Below are 16,978 nucleotides of genomic sequence, written 5' to 3'. Positions count from 1 at the left end.
GAAAAAGCTTTACTGCGGCACGCCGTCTACCGCGAAAATGCGGAAACTGCCGTATTTTTCGCCGACCGCGCGAGCCTTGCTGTATTCGGGCGAATGGCGCCACTTCGTCATTTGCTCCATAGAGTCCCATTGAACCAGGACGACACGTCCCTTCGGCGGCTCACCGTCAACTGACACCCCGCCGCCTCCCCCGAGATATCGTCCGCCGTAAACTCTAAGACTCTCCCGCGCGAGCGGAGCGAACTCCTGCGCAAATCCTTGGGGGTCCCTGACGGTGTTGTCTTCGATCATGTAGACGGGAGGCTTTGCCTGCGCGTGGATTGAATTGACGCCAAACCCGCCGATGCCGATGCCGGCCACCAGCGCCGAGACTACCGCGAATGAAGTTTTCATTGTTGTCTCCTGCAGGCGAAGCCCAACGATTATTTCGATTTCGCGCCTAGCATGATGGGCGCGGTTTGCACGAGCTTGAGCGACTTGACCATCTTCTCCGTCGTGGCCTTGTATTTCTTGAAATGTTCGGATGCGAGATGCGATCGATAGGCATCCACGTCGCGATAAATTTCGAAGACCTTGACGCGAGCAGGATTGTCCTTGTCCGATACGGCGTAAAGGACCAGAACACCCGGCTCCACGCGAATGGCGGCTTCAATCTGCTCCTGTACCGCGGCCCTGTATGCCTCCAGCTGCGCCGGGTCGATCTCGATCTCCGCTACCTGTATGTACTGTCCATTCGTCTGCTGTGCGACGGCGCCACCGCCGAACGCTACGGCCAGCACGGATGCGCCGAAAACGAAAAGCTGTTTGGTATTCATCGTCTCCTCCTGACAGGCCTTTCAGCGGTTATGCAGCTTGTAGCGGAGCCAGATCGCTCCGCCCTCAAGAAGCCGATGGCTTTCGAGGGTCATCGACCTCAGAGGCGCCGACCGACCGGCACTTTCCTCCAGTGAATCAAAGATGCTCGGCGCGCCCTTTGCCCCATCGACTGCCGGGCACTGGATCAGACTGATTTCATCGACCAGGCCAGCCCGGAGTAACGCGCCGTTGGATACGCCGCCCCCTTCCAGGATCAAGCGCTTCACGCCGAGTTCGCGATTCAGAATTTCGAGCGTCAAGCCTAGATCGAGTTCAGTCTCACCTGCGAAGAGATAGGACACACCCTCGCTGCGCAGGCCGGCCAAATGCGCGTCCGAAACCTTTTCGGAAAGAGCCACGACGATTGGATCGCCGCCGATGTCCGAGCGGCCCCAGACGATCTTGCCATTGGCATCCAGCACGACCCCGTAGGCCTTCGCGTCGCGACGAGCGAGCCAGGCCTGACGGGAAATGCTCTCCTCGGTCGATACGGGATACGTTTTGCCTTTGGCAAACTCTTGGCCGGTGACGCGGCCGACAAGCCAGGCGTCCCCGCCAAGTTCGTCGTGCAACCTCTCGAACAAACCTGCCGCGACGGTATTCTCCGGCCGCCAGCGGCTGAGCAGTGTGCGGCCGTCGACGCTCGCGCACATGTGGCAGATTACGTATGGCTTCATTTCCAGTCTCCGAACGGACTTTACTTCCGGTATTGGTCATCGCTGACCTTTTCCATCCAGTCGACGTTCTTGCCGTCGATCGATTCCTGGACCGCGATGTGAGTCATCGCCGTGGTCGGCGTCGCACCATGCCAATGCTTGAGGCCAGGCTGAAACCACACGACGTCGCCGGCGCGGACCTCCTCGATCGCTCCCCCTTCACGCTGCACCCAGCCGAGACCCGAGGTGATAATCAAAGTCTGTCCGAGCGGATGCGTATGCCACGCCGTCCGGGCTCCGGGCTCAAAGGTGACGCTGCCGGCCCCTGCGCGAGCAGGTTCCGGAGCCTGGAAGAGCGGGTCAATCCGGACCGATCCGCTGAACCATTCGGCCGGCCCTTTGCGAGACGGCTGCGAACCTGCGCGCTTGATATCCATGGTCAACTCCTTCGATCGAACGAGGCTTGCGTGAAAATTCGCGAATATGGCCACGCCGCCTGCGACGAGTACGTTTCTGCGCGTCAGCATCGTTCCGTTCCGTCAAAGAGGATCATAGCCAGGCCTCTTGTAGATCGTTTCCGGCTTGCCAAGGATGTCGGGCCGGAAAACCCTCTCGGCCCAATCCTTCGGTTTGACATCCTCGATCGCGACCGAAACCGATTCCTCGCCAACCTTCAGCGTGTCCATCACCGCGCGGGTGAGAGCTTCCGCAAGCAAAGCCTTCTGCTGTTCTGACCTGCCCGAATAGAGTTTGACGATGACGTGCGGCATTATCGGTCCCTCGATCAGCGCGGGCGCTTTTCAATGACGTCCTTGAAGACGGGAGCAGCGGAGAATGCGTTCGGCCAGCCAGCGTAAAAGGCAAGATGCCCCACGACCTCGCCGGCCTGTTCCTGCGTCAACCCGTTATCCATTGCCCGGTTCAGGTGATAGGTGATCTGCGCGACCTGCCCCGTCGCGACGAGGGCGCTGACGGTAACAAGGCTCCGATCCCGCGGCGCCAATTCAGGCCGCAGCCAGAGATCGCGGAACAGCACGTCCGTCGTGTATTGGACGAGACCCGGCGTCACCTTGCCGAACTGCTGCTCGACGCGGGAGGCGCGCTGCGCCTCGGCGGTCTCGTCGAGGGGAAGCATCGAACCGGAGGCCGGCGGCAGTTGGTCGGGCCCGATGTTGCGAGCCTTGAACACTTCCCTGGCGATGGGGACGGCCCCCATGGCGTTGGCCCAGCCGGTATAGAACGCGAGGTGGGTAATGCTCTCAGACACTTCGGCCGGCTTCACGCCATGGTGGAGCGCGAGGTCGAGATAATACGGCAGTTCGACGCGCTGATCGCGGGCGATCAGGGCCGAGATCGTGACGATGCTGCGGTCGCGCGGCGAAAGACCTGGACGCTTCCAGAGATCCCCCAGCACAACACCCTGCGCATATTTCTCGAGGGCGGGCGCGACGGCCCGGATATCTTCCAGCATCGGCATTGGCTTTGTTCCTTCGGCGCTTGTCACCCCTTGGGCTGAGGCCGGCGCGACCAGACAGAGCGACAGGACGGTTGCAGCGAGCATTCTCATCGAAATCTTCCTTCGCGATTGACGACAGCGCCAGCAATGGGCGGCAACGGCGGGCCGCGGAGAACATCGGCAGGGCCGAGCGGATCAGACGCCCCGCGCAAGCCGCAGTTTCTTCGGACGACGTCTTCGATCAAAATCTAAGGCTTCCAGAGGTCAGGGATTAGGTGATAGAAAATGAATAGAATTATTAGATAGGCTTATGAATGGACCGGGAGAACGCCAGCGACCTCCTCGTCTTCCTGGCAGTCGCGCGAGAGCGCAGCTTCACCAGGGCGGCGGCAAAGCTCGGCATGTCCCAATCCGCTCTCAGTCAAATCGTGCGCAATCTGGAGGAGCGGCTCGGGGTGCGCTTGCTCAACCGCACAACGCGAAGCGTGGCGCCGACGCAGGCCGGCGACCGCCTCCTCCAGCACGTCGGTCCGAAGTTCGACGAAATGGACATCGAACTGACCGCCCTGGGAGAACTGCGCGAGAAACCCGCCGGCAATATCCGGATCACGGCCACGGAGCATGCCGCGCAGGCAATCCTGTTGCCTGCGCTGGCCAAGATCCTGCCGAAGTATCGGGACATCAGGGTGGAGGTCATCGTCGACTACGGTCTCGCCAACATCGTGGCTCAACGCTACGACGCGGGCATTCGCCCCGGCGAATTGGTCGAGAAGGACATGATCGCGGTGCGCGTCGGTCCGGATCTGCGGATGGCGGTCGTCGGCGCGCCTTCTTATTTTGCCGGCCGGAAGAAACCGCGCACGCCTCGGGATCTCACCGAACACGATTGTCTCAATCTGCGCCTTCCGACGCATGGCGGTCTCTACGCCTGGGAGTTCGAAAAGGACGGACGTGCGCTGAACGTCCGGGTCGACGGTCAGCTTGTCTTCAACGGCGCCGGCCCGCTGTTAACGGCGTCGTTGAACGGCTTCGGTCTGGCCTACCTGATGGAAAACAATGTGCAGCCGTACATCTCCGAAGGGCGGCTCGTCCGGGTTCTCTCGGACTGGTGCCCGCCGTTCTCAGGCTATCATCTGTACTATCCGAGCCGGCGCCAGCCCTCGCCCGCGTTCGCCCTTCTCGTCGATGCCCTTCGGTATCGACGTTGAGATGGCCAGGCATCGTCAAGCGCTAAAGCCGTCGCAGCGCCACCGTCTCGATGACGTGATCGGCACCCTTGGTGAGGATCAGCGTCGCGCGTGGCCGCGTCGGCAGGATGTTTTCCTCGAGATTGGCGAAATTTGTGCGCTCCCAGATCGCCGTTGCGGTGGCGATCGCTTCATCGTCCGACAGCAGCGAATAACGGTGGAAGTAGGATCTTGGATCGTGGAACGCGGTGTCGCGGAAGGTCAGAAAGCGCTGCACGTACCAATCGCGCAGCACCGACACGTCGGCGTCGATGTAAATGGAAAAGTCGAAAAAGTCGGAGACGACGGGCACTGCCTTGCCGTGGTGCGGCAACGGGGCAGTCTGCAGGACATTCACGCCCTCGACAATGAGGATGTCGGGCTGGTCGACCTCCTGCCACTGGTTCGGAACGATGTCGTAGGTCAAATGCGAATAGACCGGCGCCCGCACCGGGCTTCGTCCGGCTTTGATGTCGCTCAGGAACGACAACAACCGCGCCCGATCGTAGCTCTCCGGAAATCCCTTCTTCTGCATCAGCCCTTCGCGCTCCAGCACCGCTTTGGGATAGAGAAAGCCATCGGTTGTCACCAGATCGACTTTGGGCCGCGGCGACCATCGTGCGAGCAGCGCCTGCAGGACGCGCGCGGAGGTCGACTTACCCACCGCAGCCGAGCCGGCGATACCGATGATGTAGGGCACTTTGCGGTCGCGGATGCCGAGAAACTGGCGCTGCGCGTAATAAAGGCGCTGCGCGGCATCGACATAGATCGACAACAGGCGCGAGAGCGGCAGATAGATTTCCTCGACCTCCTTGAGGTCGAGGCGGTCATGCATCGAACGCAGCCGCGAGAATTCGCCGGGCTCCAACGTCATCGGCGTATCGTTGCGCAGCTCGGCCCACTGCTCTCGCGAAAAGATGCGGTAAGGATTATATCTCTGGTCGGGAGCACGGATATCCATGTCGCCGCCTCTCAAACTCTTAAGGCGCACACCCGTGGAGAGCTTATCCGCCGCGATGACGCTTGTCAGCCTCGACCACGTGCGTAGCTGGAGCATGTCCGTTCATAAAGCGACGGTTGCGGCATGTCGGTTTCGGGTCAAAGCGGAAGCCGGGCCGGGCTGTTTCCCGAGAACACCTGGTCCCAAAAACAAACCGCCCACCTGCTCTCGCAGATGGGCGGCTGTATCGCCATCAGGCATCATGGGGGCATCACGCCTGAGGCTGAACTCTCACCCGCGACGCTATTCGCTTAGCCCTGCTGCGGCTGGTCGTTCGGCGGGGTCGGACGCGGCTTGTGCTGCGCCATGAACTGGTCGAACTCTTCCTTGTCCTTGGCGTGACGCAGGCGATCGAGGAAATTCCTGAACTCGACCTGCTCTTCCTCGAGCCGGCGCAGGGTTTCCATGCGGTACTCGTCGAAGGCGCGGTTGCCGCTGGTGGGCGGGCCGAAGCCGAAGCCGCCAAAGCCGCGGCTCTCCATGCGGTTACGCATCCGGTCCATCTTGTACTGCATCCGCTCCATCTTGTTCTGCCAGCGGTCTCCGTGACTCCAGCAACCCATTTTTCTGCTCCCTAGTGTGAAAAAGAGGAGGGCAAGGCCGATCGGCCACCAGATGATGAAGCCGAGGATGGTCACGGCAATCCAGCCGGGGTGCCAAGGGCTCTCAAGCATACGCGGGCGATAGGTCTCTTCCGTCGGGCCGCGCCATCGATTGACATCTGCGGTGTAGGCCATTTCCCTCTCCATGACGGCGATCACGCCGTTGTGAATGTAAATAACATTTACATACCTAAACTATCCCACGTTTTTGTCAAGCGGGCGGCTGGCCGCACCCTCGAAAATTTATTTGGGAGTTCCCCAAGGGCCGGCAGGCGGCACGGGCGGCGGGCCTGACGGTTTCTGGTCCGGTGGCCGGCGGTCGGTCGGGAAACCGAGGCCGCGCAGGTAGATCAGCACTTCGGCTTCCAGGAGTTCTTCCGGCGACATCGGCAGTTTGCGCCGCGCGGCGTCGCCGCGGCCAAACAGCGAGGCGACCCCGTGCGACATCGACCAGATATGCAGCGCCATCATCAACGCCGGCGGTCGCGGCATGCCGGGCGGCGCCAGCGCGGCGAGCCGCTCGGCAGCGGCGCGAATGATCGCGAACGCGCGCTCGCTGGCCGCCATCAATGTAGGGTTTGCATCGACGGGGAGCCCGGATTCGAACATCGCCGAATAGAAAGCGGGCTCGTTGCGCGCGAAGGCCAGATAGGCCTTGCCGACCCGTTCGAACGCCGTAACCGTGTCCGGGCGGCCGTCGTCCCAGGCCTGCGTCAGCAGCGCTTCGAACTGCTCGAAGCCGCGCTGGGCGATCGAGGACAGCAGTTCCTCGCGATCGCGGAAATGCCGGTAGGGCGCAGCGGGGCTGACGCCGGCCATCCGCGCGGCGTCGGCGAAGGTGAAGCCGGCCGCGCCTTTCTCGGCGATCAGGCCGAGCGCCGCCTGCAGCAACGCCTCTTTCAGATTGCCGTGATGGTAGCCGCGCTCGCTGCGGCCTTGGTCCTTTCGCCAGCTCATGTGAAAGGCTTTTACATGAGCCGGCTGAAAAGGTCACTTATTTTGAGGCCGTTAACGGGCGTTCATCAAGATTAACGGCGTGCGGGGCGGCGCAATTTCCGGACGATTCCAACCGCCCGGGTCCTAACCGCCCGGGGCCTAGCGGCCCGGGTCTAACCGCCGGGGATCGGGAGGACCGGCATGATCTCCACGCGCTCGCCGGGAAAGATCGCAAAGTGCGGGTGGTTCTCGAACAGCTTCGCGGCGGCCTCATGCGAGCCGGCGCGCACCACCGTGAAGGCGCCCATCTCGTTGGCGATGTCAGCAATACCGTTTGAATCGACCTTCTTGGTCTTGCCGAGCGGGCCACCCATGGCGACGAGCGCCGCCTGGTGTTTTTCGACCCAAGCCTTCCATGCCGCTATTCCCTGCGCCTCCCTGGCGCGCCGCTCAGCTTCAGGCAGCGCATTCCAGGCCGCCATTTTCGCGCTGGTCTTGCTGCCGAGAAAGACGGCGAGGAACGTATCGTTGGTGCTCATAGGGTTTCTCCTCTCTTGCGGTTGACGGATCGCGATAGGCTCTGGGTCAGGACCCATAAACTGTACGAAAAACCCGGATGGCGACTTCGAGCCGGACCTCAATCAGCCGGTCGGTGGTTTGCCTGTGTTGACCGCCAATTGAGCGTCGAAGGCACGCTTGTAGGCGGGCCGCGCTTCGCCGCGGGCCACATAGGCGGAGAGGTTCGGATATTCGTCCAGCAAACCCGACGCTTTCAACCTGAGCAGCACCGACACCATCATCAGGTCGCCCGCGCTGAACGCGCCATCGAGCCAGTCGGCATCGCCAAGACGACGGGAAAGTTGGCCCAGCCGGTCACGGACGCGATCCTCGACGAGAGGCATGCGTTGCACGGACCAGGACTTGTCGCCCTCAAGGATCCTGGCGGTTCCGAGTTCAAGGATCGGCGGCTCCACCGTGCTGAGCGCGGCGAACATCCACGTGATCGCGCGCGCCCGGGCATTCGCATCGTCCGGCAGCAGGCCCGCATGGCGCTCCGCGATATGGAACACGATCGCCCCCGTCTCGAACAAGCCGAGATCGCCTTCCTCAAAGGTCGGAATCTGCCCGAAAGGATGAAGCGCCAGATGTGCGCCTTCCTTCATCGCCCTGAACGAAACAAGACGAACCTCGTAAGGTTGGCCCACTTCCTCCAGCGCCCAGCGAACGCGCGTATCACGCGCCAGCCCCTTGCCGCCATCGGGTGACCGCTCAAAGGCGGTAATGGTGATGGTCATCGTGAGGCTCCTCCTTGGCCAAAATCTTCGGCTGCGGGGCTGGCAAGCCGTCGAGGCAAACTCACCGAGATTGAAACGGCCCCGTTCCCTGTCCGGTTTGTCCGCATAGCAGACCTTTGCAAACTCAGGACTGAACGGCGTGCGGAGCCTGTTTCAGCGCCTCCAGACTCACCGCGCCTTGTGCGCATTTCCCTTCTGCAACTTGTCAAAGCCCTTGGCCGCCTCACGCACCTCTTCGGAGAAATCGGCCATCTCCTGCACCTGGCGGATCTCGATGATTTCGTTCTCGGAGGCCGGGCATTTCTTGGCCCAGGCGATCGCCTCCTCGCGCGACTTCACATTGATCATCCAGTAGCCGCCGAGCACTTCCTTGGCCTCGGTGAAGGGGCCGTCGGTGACGACAGGCTTGCCGGTGGCAAACGAAACCCGCGCGCCCACCGACGGCGGATGCAGCCCGTCGAGTGCGATCAGCACGCCGGCCTCCTTCAGCGCCTCGTTGTACTTCATCATCGCCTTGACCCGTTCCGGGTCGAGCTGGACGTCCGGCGGCGCGGTCTCATAGCCCAGGGGGATCATCAGCATCATGAATCGCATGGTGGGGTTTCCTTGTTTTTCAAGTTGCCGTCACTTCTTCGCGACCTGAGACCGCAGCCGCTCTTCCTGCTCGCGCAGTTCGGGGGTGAGCGCTTCGCCGAAATCTTCCGTGGCAAACACCTGGCGGATTTCGATCTCGTCGCCATTGCCGAACGGCGCGCGCTGCATCCATTCGATCGCTTCATCGAGCGACTTGGTGTTGATCAGCCAGAAGCCGCAGACGAGATCGCCGGAGAGAGCGAACGGGCCGCGGCTGACGCTGCCCTGCCCGCTGCCATACCTGATCCGTGCGCCCTTCGTGGTCGGATGCAGCCCCTCGCCCGCCTCCATCACGCCGGCCTTCACCAGTTCCTCGTTGAACTTGCCCATCGCGGTCAGCAGTTCCGTGCTCGGCATCACGCCGGCTTCCGTATCCTTGCTGGCCTTCACAATCACCATGAATCGCATCGTTATTCTCCGTTTTGATCTCTTGGGCCGGCTACTGTCGCGACGGCCTTCGTCAACAAGACGAGCGGGCTTTTACGCCGCCGACATGTCGGTGGAAATTATTTTTGAGGTAATTTGACCGGCTTCTGGACATCACGCGCGGCGGTTGCGGCGCTATAAGCCGCCGGGTCGACAGTATCCTGAGAAACCTTCGTGGGCCCGGTGCGCCAAGCCGGCAGTTCGATCAAGCCGGCGGCGGCTGCTTGACGAAGGCGCCATTGTCGTAAGCCGCGCCGAAATAGACGTCGATGCGCTTCACCTTGTCGCCCTCGAAGACGACGAACTCGGTATTGCGAAACGTGCTGCCGCTTTTGGCGACGCAACGATAGGTCACGAAGGCCTCGTCGCCTTCGACGAAAATCCGCTCCAGTTCGTGCCGCTCGATCCAGTCGCTGTTCTTCCAGCAACGTTCGAAATAGGTCGGCTTGTCGATGGCATCGTCATAGGGGCTGGTGAAGCGAAAATCCTCGCTGAACGCGTTCTCGACGAACGCGCGATCGTTGGCGAGATAGGCTGCAAATATCCGGCGGATCGTCTCCTCCCTGCTAGCGTGAACCACTCAACGCTCCTTCTTAGCGCTCTTTGGGCACCATCTGGAAATAGGGCTCAGCCTCTTTGATCACGCGCGCGAATGAGGGACGCACCTTCAACCGCTCGAGATAGGCCGCGAGATTCGTGTGCACGCCGCCGAATGGCTCGGCCATGTTGCCGTAGAACAGCGACGGCGCCGCGGCGCAATCGGCGAGGGAGAAATCGTCGCCCATCGCCCAGCCGCCGCGTGCCATCTGCTGCTCGATCATGGCGTAAGAGGTCCGCAGTTGCGCCCTCGCCTCTTCCACGCCATGCGGATCCGTCTTGTCGGCAGGCCGCAGCCGGTCAATCATGATCTTCTGCATCGGCAGATGCACATAGAGATCGTAGAAGCGGTCGCGCAGCCGCGTCTGCAGGGCACGGCCGGGATCGTCCGAGATGAAGCGGGTTCGGCCGCCGTAGTTCCTGTCGAGATATTCGACGATGATGCTGGACTCCGGCACGGTCTCGTTCCGCGCATCGTCGCGCAGCACCGGAAATTTTCCGATTCCCCACAGCTTCACCAGCGCGGCGCGCTCGGCGGGATTGCCGAGATCGACCAGGTTCGGCGTGAACGGCGTGTCGTTCTCGTACAGCGCGATCAGCGCCTTCCAGCAGTACGAGGCCAGCGGGTGGAAATGCAGGGTGAGCGACATGGAAAAACTCCCGGTGTAACAAGACGGCCCGCGTTCGCGCGCGCCGACATCTGCGCCAAAGATTATTCTGCCGCTGTAGGCACGTAGCGCAGGATCACGATGCCGGTCGACAATGGCCGGCTGTCGATCAGCTTCAGCTTGCGCTTTTCGCCCGGCTTGAACAGCGGCGTTCCGCCACCGAGAATGACCGGGGTCACGGCGATGCGGAACTCATCGATCAATCCGTGCGGGATCAGGCTGCTGGCGAGATCGGCGCTGCCGAACAGAAAAATATCCTTGGCGCTGTCGCGTTTCAGCCTGCCGACGGTCTCGAGCACATCCGCATCGAACATGCGCGTGTTGTTCCAGCCGGACGCTTTCACCGTGCGGGAGAAGACGTATTTCGGCGCGGCATTCATGAAATCGGCGACTTCGCCGGTCGCGCTCGGCCAGTGATTTGCCATCAGTTCGTAGGTGACACGGCCGAACAGCAATCCGCCGGCAGCGTTCAACTGCTCGATCGACAATTGCTCCAGTTCCTCGCCCCAGACGTCGGAATGCCAGGAAATATCCCGGTTTGGACCTTCGACGAAACCATCCAGCGTCATCAGATTCCACATGATCAACTTCGCCATCGCAGCACTCCCTAAAACCGATTGCGATTTGCAACTGGTTGTATCCTGAGGCAACCGGTGCAATATTGCAAGCAGTTTTTTTGGGGCGCCGTGACCGCCCGTCTGGAACCGAACATGACCGACATCAGCCGTTCCGGCTGCCCGATCAATCTCTCGCTGGAAGTGCTCGGCGATAAATGGAGCCTGCTCATCATCCGCGACATGATGTTCGGCAACCGGCGGCATTTTCGCGAGCTGCTGACGAAGTCCGAGGAAGGCATCTCCTCCAACATCCTCGCCGACCGGCTGAAGACCCTGCTCGACGAGGAGATCATCACCCGCGAGGACGATCCCACGCACAAGCAGAAGGGAATCTATTCGCTGACCGAACAGGGCATCGAGCTGCTGCCGGTTCTCGCGCAGATGGCGGCCTGGGGTTACAAATATCTCCCCGTCAGCGAGGAGCTCGGCATCCGCGCGCGGCTGCTCAGCGAGGGTGGCCCGAAACTATGGGCGGAGTTCATGGACGAGTTGCGCGAAAACCATCTCGGCGCGAAGCGGCGCAGGCGAACCGGTCCCTCGGTAGGCGAGCGACTGCAGGCCGCGTATGAGAGCGTGGTGCGCCGCAAGTAAGTCGTGTCCGACTTGATCCACCCCCCGTGCGTTGCACCCGCACAGCGAGCGGCGTGTGCTGATGTATCTTGCAAGTCTATGTTTTTACTATGCTATCCGTCATTCTACGGATGACATCGTTAACGCATTCTTGTTTCCTTCGGATCAAATGTTCCATTCCGGGCGACGAGGCTCGAACTGGCATTGATCACAGCCTCACCATTTCACACCACTTTGGACGAGGTCACTCGTGTTTCAATTTCTCAAGAATTCATCTTCAGACAAGGCGCTGGCTGACGCGCTCGGCCGCTCGCAGGCCGTGATCGAGTTCGATATGGACGGCACCATCCGCACCGCCAACGACAATTTCCTGAAAGCCCTCGGCTACACGCTCGGCGAAATCCAGCGCAAGCATCACAGCATGTTCGTCGATCCGTCGGAGCGCGACAGTGCGGCGTATCGCGATTTCTGGGCGGCGCTCAAGCGCGGCGAATACCAGGCCGCCGAATACAAGCGGATCGGCAAGGGTGGCCGCGAAGTCTGGATCCAGGCGACCTACAACCCGGTTCTCGACGGCAACGGCAAGCCTTTCAAGGTCGTGAAGTTTGCGACCGACATCACCGCGCGCAAGATCAAGAGCATGGAGGACGCCGGCCAGATCGCCGCGATCAGCCGCGCGCAGGCAGTCATTGCGTTCGAAATGAACGGCACCATCGTCACCGCCAACGAAAACTTCCTGAAGGCACTCGGCTACACGCTCGCCGAAATCCAGGGCAAGCATCACAGCATGTTCGTCGATCCGTCCGAGCGTGACAGCGCGGCCTATCGCGAGTTCTGGGCACGCCTCAACCGCGGCGAAAACCAGTCGGCCGAGTACAAGCGGATCGGCAAGGGCGGCCGCGAAGTCTGGATCCTCGCCTCCTATAACCCGGTGCTCGACGAGAAGGGCAAGCCGTTCCGGGTGGTGAAGTTCGCCACCGACGTCACCAAGGAGAAATTGGCGACCGCCGACCTCGCCGGCCAGATCGCATCGATCAGCAAGTCGCAGGCCGTGATCGAATTCAACATGGACGGCACCATCATCGGCGCCAACCAGAACTTCCTCAAGACGGTCGGTTACGCGCTGGACGAGATCCGCGGCCGGCACCACAGCATGTTCGTCGATCCGTCCGAGCGCGACGGCGCGGCCTATCGCGAATTCTGGACGTCGCTCAACCGCGGCCAGTATCAGGCCGCCGAATACAAGCGGATTGGCAAGAACGGCAAGGAGATCTGGATCCAGGCGTCCTACAATCCGATCCTCGATCTCAACGGCAAGCCGTTCAAGGTCGTCAAATACGCCACCGACACCACCGCACAGGTGCTGGTGCGCATGGGCAATGAGCGCGTGCGCGGCATGATGGAATCGGTAGCAGCCGGCGCGGAGGAACTGAACGCCTCCGTGCGGGAAATCTCCGAAGCCATGACCAAGTCGCGCGAGACGGCATCGACCGCGGTCGGGCGGGTCGAGGCGGCCGACGCCCAGGCCAAGCGCCTGAACGAGGCGGCGCAGGCCATGAGCGGCATCGTCGAACTGATTGGCAACATCACCGGCCAGATCAACCTGCTGGCGCTGAACGCGACGATCGAATCGGCGCGCGCCGGCGAGGCCGGGCGCGGCTTTGCCGTGGTGGCGTCCGAGGTCAAGAACCTCGCCACCCAGGCCAAGCAGGCGACCGACAGGATCGGGCAGGAGATCGGAAATCTCAACGGCATCTCCGGCGACGTCGTGAGCGCGCTCGACAGCATCAAGCAGGCGATCCAGGGCGTCAGCGAATACGTCACGGCAACCGCAGCCGCGGTCGAGGAACAAAGCACCGTCACCAGCGAGATGTCGTCGAGCATGCAGCGCGCCGCCGCGGAAGCAAAGGCGATCGCGCAGCGGTAACGGCTCGCGATCGGCCGGCGCATTGACCCGATACGGGAGGTTTTCCCGTATCGCATCGGGCCTGGCCAAATCTGCATTGAATTTCATTGCGCCGCGGCCGGGACACGGAACGGGGCATGGGTTATAGGAGCGGGAAATTCTTTCTCTCGCCAACGGACCCGCCCATGCCCCCCTCCCCGCAGAAAGTTGCTCTCGTCACCGGCGCCGCGCGCGGCATTGGGCTGGCGACGGCGAAACGGTTTCTCGCCGAGGGCTGGCGGGTGGCGCTGCTCGACATCGAGGGCGAATTGCTGCGCGGCGCGGTCGCCGGCCTCACCGACCCCGACAACACGCTGGCGCTGCATTGCGACGTCTCCGACGCCAAGGCGGTGGCAACCGCCATGGCCACCGTGAGCGAACGCTTCGGCCGGCTCGACGCGCTGGTCAACAATGCCGGCATCGCGGTGTTCGCGCCGCTGCTCGACACCTCGGATGAAGACTGGAGCCGTATCCTGCAGGTCAACCTCACCGGGCCGTTCCTGTGCACCAAGGCGGCAGCGCCCTTGATGCGCGAACATGGCGGCGGCGCGATCGTCAACATCACGTCGATCTCGGCGGTGCGCGCGTCGACGCTGCGCTCGGCCTACGGCACCAGCAAAGCCGGGCTCGCGCATCTCACAAAACAGCTTGCGGTCGAACTGGCCTCCATCGGCATTCGCGTCAACGCGGTGGCGCCGGGCCCGGTCGAAACCGCGATGGCAAAGCAGGTCCACACGCCTGAAATCCGCGCCGACTATCACGACGCCATTCCGCTGAATCGTTACGGGCTCGAGGAGGAACTGGCGGAAGCGATCTTCTTCCTGTGCAGCGATCGCTCGAGCTACATCACCGGCCAGGTTCTCGCCGTCGACGGCGGCTTTGATGCCGCCGGCATCGGCCTGCCGACGCTGCGCGGCCAGCGCCGGAACGGGTAGATTTCGCAGACTTCGTAGGGTGGGCAAAGGCGCACTTGCGCCGTGCCCACCATCTTGCTGAAAATCGAATGGTGGGCACGCTTCGCTTTGTCCACCCTACGATTCTCTGATCCATCAGCGCGTATTCACCGCAACGACGCGCCAGCCGTTCTCGAGCCGGTCGATACGCGTCAGCGACAGCGGATCGATCACGAAGCGCAGCGCCTGCTCGGGCGCAAGATCGAGCGCGATGGCGAGCACGGCGCGAATGGTGCCGGAATGCACGACGAGGATCGCGTCGCCCGCGGGCAGCGGCGCAAGCCCTGCGCTCGCACGTGCGATCTGATCGACGAAACTTTCGCCGCCGGGCGGCCGGTTGCTTCCTGGCGATTTCCAGAATTCGTGATACGCGGCCCCGAGTTCGCGTTCGATCTCGCTGTGACGCCGTCCAGTCCACGCGCCAAAATCCTGTTCGCGAAACGCGGCCTGTTCGACCGCAACGAGACCCAGTCTCTCGGCCGTCTCCCGCGTGCGGCGCGCCGGGCTGCACACCGCAAATGCGCCTCCCGGCAATCTGGCCTTGAGCGCGGCAAAGGCGGTGGCATCGCCGAGATCGGCCGGCGCGTCGGGCCCGTGAATCACCCCGCGCGGGCCGTCGACCGGCGCGTGGCGGATCAGCCAGAGATTTGTCGGTGCGTTCATGGCTGCGCCAGCCGGGCGGCGAGCAGGACAAGAATCGCGGTCTCGGCCACCTGCTCGGCGCCGCCGAGCACGTCGCCGGTCTGGCCGCCGATCTGCCGCAGCGCCAGCCACGCGATGGCCAGCCCGCTCAAGCCCGCCACCACCGCCGCGAAGAACGCGTTGCTCCATGACAGCGACAGCAGCGCGATCAGCAGCGCCAGCCCGCCGGCGATGGCCGCCGTCGCCGCATCGGGCTGGCCGGCATTGCGGGCCAGGCCATCCTTGCGCGCATAAGGCAGGTTCAGCGACATCGCGGGCAAGACGCCACGCGCCAGCGCGTGCGCGGCCATCAGGCCAGGCACCACATAGCCGTCCGGAATCGCTGCGAGCGCCGACAACTTCGCGGCAAAACTCACCAGCAGGATCATGGCGCCATAGGTGCCGAGCCGGCTGTCGCGCATGATCTCCAGCTTCGATTCGAGATTGCGGCCGCCGCCGAATCCGTCGGCGACGTCGGCAAGCCCATCCTCATGCAGCGCGCCAGTGATGATGGCGCTTGCACCCAGCGCCAGCGCTGCGGCGGCCAGATCGGGCACACCGATGGATCGCAGACCGAGACACAGCAATCCAACCACGGCGCCGATCAGCGCGCCGACCACCGGAAACATCCGGTGCGCGCGCACGAAATTTTGAGGCATTGCGCCATCGGGATGCGGCATCGGCAGCCGCGTCAGGAACGCGACGGCGGTTTTGAAATCGTCGAACCATTCATTCATGGCGGTGTCCGGAGAATCGCTTTAGCGTGCGACGCTCGTTTGCCCGCTCAAAAGAACGACAGCGAGAATCGCATGCAGTTCGACAATCTAGACGACATCCGCGCCTTCTGTCGCGACCTGCGCGGCGGCGACCAGCGATTCGCCGACATCGCCGCACAGCGGCAACAGAAACTGACAAAACCGCCGGGCAGCCTCGGCCGCCTCGAAGAACTCGCGATCTGGCTGGTGCAATGGCAGGGCCGCGAGAAACCGCTTCTGCAGCGCGTCACCATCGCCGTGTTCGCCGGTAATCACGGCGTCGCCGCGCGCGGCGTCTCGGCCTATCCGCAGGCCGTCACCGCGCAGATGGTGGCGAATTTTGCCGCAGGCGGCGCGGCCATCAACCAGATCGCAAAAGCGGCTGCTGCCGAACTCTGCGTGGTGCCGATCGACCTCGAACGTCCGACACGTGATTTCACCGAGGCCGCGGCGATGAGCACGGATGAGTTTCTCGAAGCGGTCGACGCCGGATATCGCACCGTGCCTGACGATTGCGATCTGCTGGCGGTCGGCGAGATGGGCATCGCGAACACGACCACGGCGGCAACGCTGTGCGCGGCCCTGCTCGGCGGCGGCGCGACGCGCTGGGCCGGCCGCGGCACCGGCGTCGACGACGACGGGCTGGCGCGCAAGTGCGCGGCGATCGAGACCGCGCTGAATTTCCATCGCGGCATTCTCGGCGATCCGCTGGCGGTGGCGGCTGCACTGGGCGGCCGCGAACTTGCGGCGATCGCCGGCGCCGTGCTCGCCGCAAGGCAACATAAAGTTCCGGTGCTGCTCGACGGTTTCGTGACGACGTCAGCGGTGCTGCCGCTCGCGCGTCTTGATGCAGGCGCGCTCGATCATTGCCGCGCCGGGCACGTCTCGGCCGAATCCGGCCACCGCGATCTCTTGGGCGAACTGAAGCTGCACCCGCTGCTCGACCTGAACATGCGGCTCGGCGAAGCGTCGGGCGCAGGCGTCGCGATCCTGCTGGCGCGCGCCGCCCTCGCCTGCCACGCCGGGATGGCAACTTTCGGGGAGGCTGGCGTCTCCGCCGCGGAGGATTGACGAAACCTTGCCACATATGCCTGCATAACTGCCTCA

23 protein-coding genes are annotated in these 16,978 nt (G+C 62.9%); 5 read left to right on the top strand and 18 right to left on the bottom strand.

Annotation, left to right across the window (positions count from 1 at the left end):
- Positions 1 to 9: 9 nt before the first annotated feature.
- The 6 genes from IVB05_RS04835 to IVB05_RS04810 form a co-directional block, all read right to left on the bottom strand.
- A complete protein-coding gene (locus IVB05_RS04835) occupies positions 10 to 393 on the bottom strand; it encodes a DUF1330 domain-containing protein (protein WP_247783308.1) in 384 nt (127 codons plus the stop codon).
- Between the two features lie 29 nt (positions 394 to 422).
- On the bottom strand, positions 423 to 815 hold the full coding sequence (locus IVB05_RS04830; protein WP_247783307.1) for a putative quinol monooxygenase: 393 nt from the start codon (positions 813 to 815) through the stop codon (positions 423 to 425).
- A 21-nt stretch (positions 816 to 836) separates the two neighbouring features.
- Complete coding sequence (locus IVB05_RS04825; RefSeq protein WP_247783306.1) at positions 837 to 1,532, bottom strand: dihydrofolate reductase family protein; 696 nt, start codon at positions 1,530 to 1,532, stop codon at positions 837 to 839.
- A 20-nt stretch (positions 1,533 to 1,552) separates the two neighbouring features.
- Positions 1,553 to 1,948 (bottom strand): cupin domain-containing protein, encoded by a 396-nt coding sequence (locus IVB05_RS04820; protein ID WP_247783305.1) that lies wholly within the window; start codon positions 1,946 to 1,948, stop codon positions 1,553 to 1,555.
- 102 nt (positions 1,949 to 2,050) lie between these two features.
- A complete protein-coding gene (locus IVB05_RS04815; protein WP_247783304.1) occupies positions 2,051 to 2,281 on the bottom strand; it encodes a 4-oxalocrotonate tautomerase family protein in 231 nt (76 codons plus the stop codon).
- Between the two features lie 14 nt (positions 2,282 to 2,295).
- Complete coding sequence (locus IVB05_RS04810) at positions 2,296 to 3,078, bottom strand: carboxymuconolactone decarboxylase family protein (RefSeq protein ID WP_247783303.1); 783 nt, start codon at positions 3,076 to 3,078, stop codon at positions 2,296 to 2,298.
- A 203-nt stretch (positions 3,079 to 3,281) separates the two neighbouring features.
- Here IVB05_RS04810 and IVB05_RS04805 point away from each other — a divergent pair, with 203 nt between their 5' ends.
- Positions 3,282 to 4,175 (top strand): LysR family transcriptional regulator, encoded by an 894-nt coding sequence (locus IVB05_RS04805; protein ID WP_247783302.1) that lies wholly within the window; start codon positions 3,282 to 3,284, stop codon positions 4,173 to 4,175.
- A gap of 22 nt (positions 4,176 to 4,197) precedes the next feature.
- On the opposite strand, the gene coaA is transcribed toward IVB05_RS04805, so the two are convergent.
- From coaA to IVB05_RS04755, 10 genes are all read right to left on the bottom strand, one after another.
- Positions 4,198 to 5,154 (bottom strand): type I pantothenate kinase, encoded by a 957-nt coding sequence (coaA, locus tag IVB05_RS04800; protein WP_247783301.1) that lies wholly within the window; start codon positions 5,152 to 5,154, stop codon positions 4,198 to 4,200.
- A gap of 290 nt (positions 5,155 to 5,444) precedes the next feature.
- Complete coding sequence (locus IVB05_RS04795; protein WP_247786587.1) at positions 5,445 to 5,930, bottom strand: DUF2852 domain-containing protein; 486 nt, start codon at positions 5,928 to 5,930, stop codon at positions 5,445 to 5,447.
- A gap of 108 nt (positions 5,931 to 6,038) precedes the next feature.
- Positions 6,039 to 6,752: a TetR/AcrR family transcriptional regulator gene (locus tag IVB05_RS04790; protein WP_247783300.1), complete on the bottom strand. Its 714-nt coding sequence runs from the start codon at positions 6,750 to 6,752 to the stop codon at positions 6,039 to 6,041.
- Between the two features lie 152 nt (positions 6,753 to 6,904).
- Positions 6,905 to 7,270 carry a hypothetical protein gene (locus IVB05_RS04785; protein ID WP_247783299.1) on the bottom strand — a complete coding sequence of 122 codons (366 nt, stop codon included), beginning with the start codon at positions 7,268 to 7,270 and terminating at the stop codon, positions 6,905 to 6,907.
- A gap of 102 nt (positions 7,271 to 7,372) precedes the next feature.
- Positions 7,373 to 8,026 carry a glutathione S-transferase family protein gene (locus IVB05_RS04780; protein WP_247783298.1) on the bottom strand — a complete coding sequence of 218 codons (654 nt, stop codon included), beginning with the start codon at positions 8,024 to 8,026 and terminating at the stop codon, positions 7,373 to 7,375.
- A 168-nt stretch (positions 8,027 to 8,194) separates the two neighbouring features.
- Positions 8,195 to 8,620: a YciI family protein gene (locus IVB05_RS04775; protein WP_247783297.1), complete on the bottom strand. Its 426-nt coding sequence runs from the start codon at positions 8,618 to 8,620 to the stop codon at positions 8,195 to 8,197.
- Between the two features lie 30 nt (positions 8,621 to 8,650).
- Entirely contained in the window at positions 8,651 to 9,067 is a 417-nt protein-coding gene (locus IVB05_RS04770; protein WP_247783296.1) for a YciI family protein, read from the bottom strand.
- Positions 9,068 to 9,290: 223 nt separating this feature from the next.
- Positions 9,291 to 9,665 (bottom strand): nuclear transport factor 2 family protein, encoded by a 375-nt coding sequence (locus IVB05_RS04765; RefSeq protein ID WP_247783295.1) that lies wholly within the window; start codon positions 9,663 to 9,665, stop codon positions 9,291 to 9,293.
- Between the two features lie 13 nt (positions 9,666 to 9,678).
- A complete protein-coding gene (locus tag IVB05_RS04760; protein WP_247783294.1) occupies positions 9,679 to 10,332 on the bottom strand; it encodes a glutathione S-transferase family protein in 654 nt (217 codons plus the stop codon).
- 62 nt (positions 10,333 to 10,394) lie between these two features.
- Positions 10,395 to 10,946 carry a dihydrofolate reductase family protein gene (locus tag IVB05_RS04755; protein WP_247783293.1) on the bottom strand — a complete coding sequence of 184 codons (552 nt, stop codon included), beginning with the start codon at positions 10,944 to 10,946 and terminating at the stop codon, positions 10,395 to 10,397.
- A 114-nt stretch (positions 10,947 to 11,060) separates the two neighbouring features.
- Between IVB05_RS04755 and IVB05_RS04750 the strand changes: the two genes are divergently transcribed.
- The 3 genes from IVB05_RS04750 (at position 11,061) to IVB05_RS04740 (ending at position 14,417) form a co-directional block, all read left to right on the top strand.
- On the top strand, positions 11,061 to 11,558 hold the full coding sequence (locus IVB05_RS04750) for a helix-turn-helix domain-containing protein (protein WP_247783292.1): 498 nt from the start codon (positions 11,061 to 11,063) through the stop codon (positions 11,556 to 11,558).
- 229 nt (positions 11,559 to 11,787) lie between these two features.
- Positions 11,788 to 13,464 (top strand): PAS domain-containing methyl-accepting chemotaxis protein, encoded by a 1,677-nt coding sequence (locus IVB05_RS04745; protein ID WP_247783291.1) that lies wholly within the window; start codon positions 11,788 to 11,790, stop codon positions 13,462 to 13,464.
- Positions 13,465 to 13,628: 164 nt separating this feature from the next.
- Positions 13,629 to 14,417: an SDR family oxidoreductase gene (locus tag IVB05_RS04740; protein WP_247783290.1), complete on the top strand. Its 789-nt coding sequence runs from the start codon at positions 13,629 to 13,631 to the stop codon at positions 14,415 to 14,417.
- Positions 14,418 to 14,531: 114 nt separating this feature from the next.
- On the opposite strand, the gene IVB05_RS04735 is transcribed toward IVB05_RS04740, so the two are convergent.
- Positions 14,532 to 15,098 (bottom strand): histidine phosphatase family protein, encoded by a 567-nt coding sequence (locus IVB05_RS04735; RefSeq protein ID WP_247783289.1) that lies wholly within the window; start codon positions 15,096 to 15,098, stop codon positions 14,532 to 14,534.
- Positions 15,095 to 15,853, bottom strand: coding sequence for an adenosylcobinamide-GDP ribazoletransferase (cobS, locus tag IVB05_RS04730; RefSeq protein ID WP_247783288.1), 759 nt, complete (start codon positions 15,851 to 15,853; stop codon positions 15,095 to 15,097). Before cobS ends, IVB05_RS04735 begins: the two co-directional genes overlap by 4 nt.
- Before the next feature lie 72 nt (positions 15,854 to 15,925).
- On the opposite strand from cobS, the gene cobT reads away from it, so the two are divergent.
- Positions 15,926 to 16,942 carry a nicotinate-nucleotide--dimethylbenzimidazole phosphoribosyltransferase gene (cobT, locus tag IVB05_RS04725; protein WP_247783287.1) on the top strand — a complete coding sequence of 339 codons (1,017 nt, stop codon included), beginning with the start codon at positions 15,926 to 15,928 and terminating at the stop codon, positions 16,940 to 16,942.
- Positions 16,943 to 16,978 lie beyond the last annotated feature (36 nt).

This window comes from Bradyrhizobium sp. 170 (genome assembly GCF_023101085.1).
In the GTDB taxonomy this organism is placed as follows: Bacteria; Pseudomonadota; Alphaproteobacteria; order Rhizobiales; family Xanthobacteraceae; genus Bradyrhizobium.
This window is presented reverse-complemented; position numbering and strand designations above follow the sequence as displayed.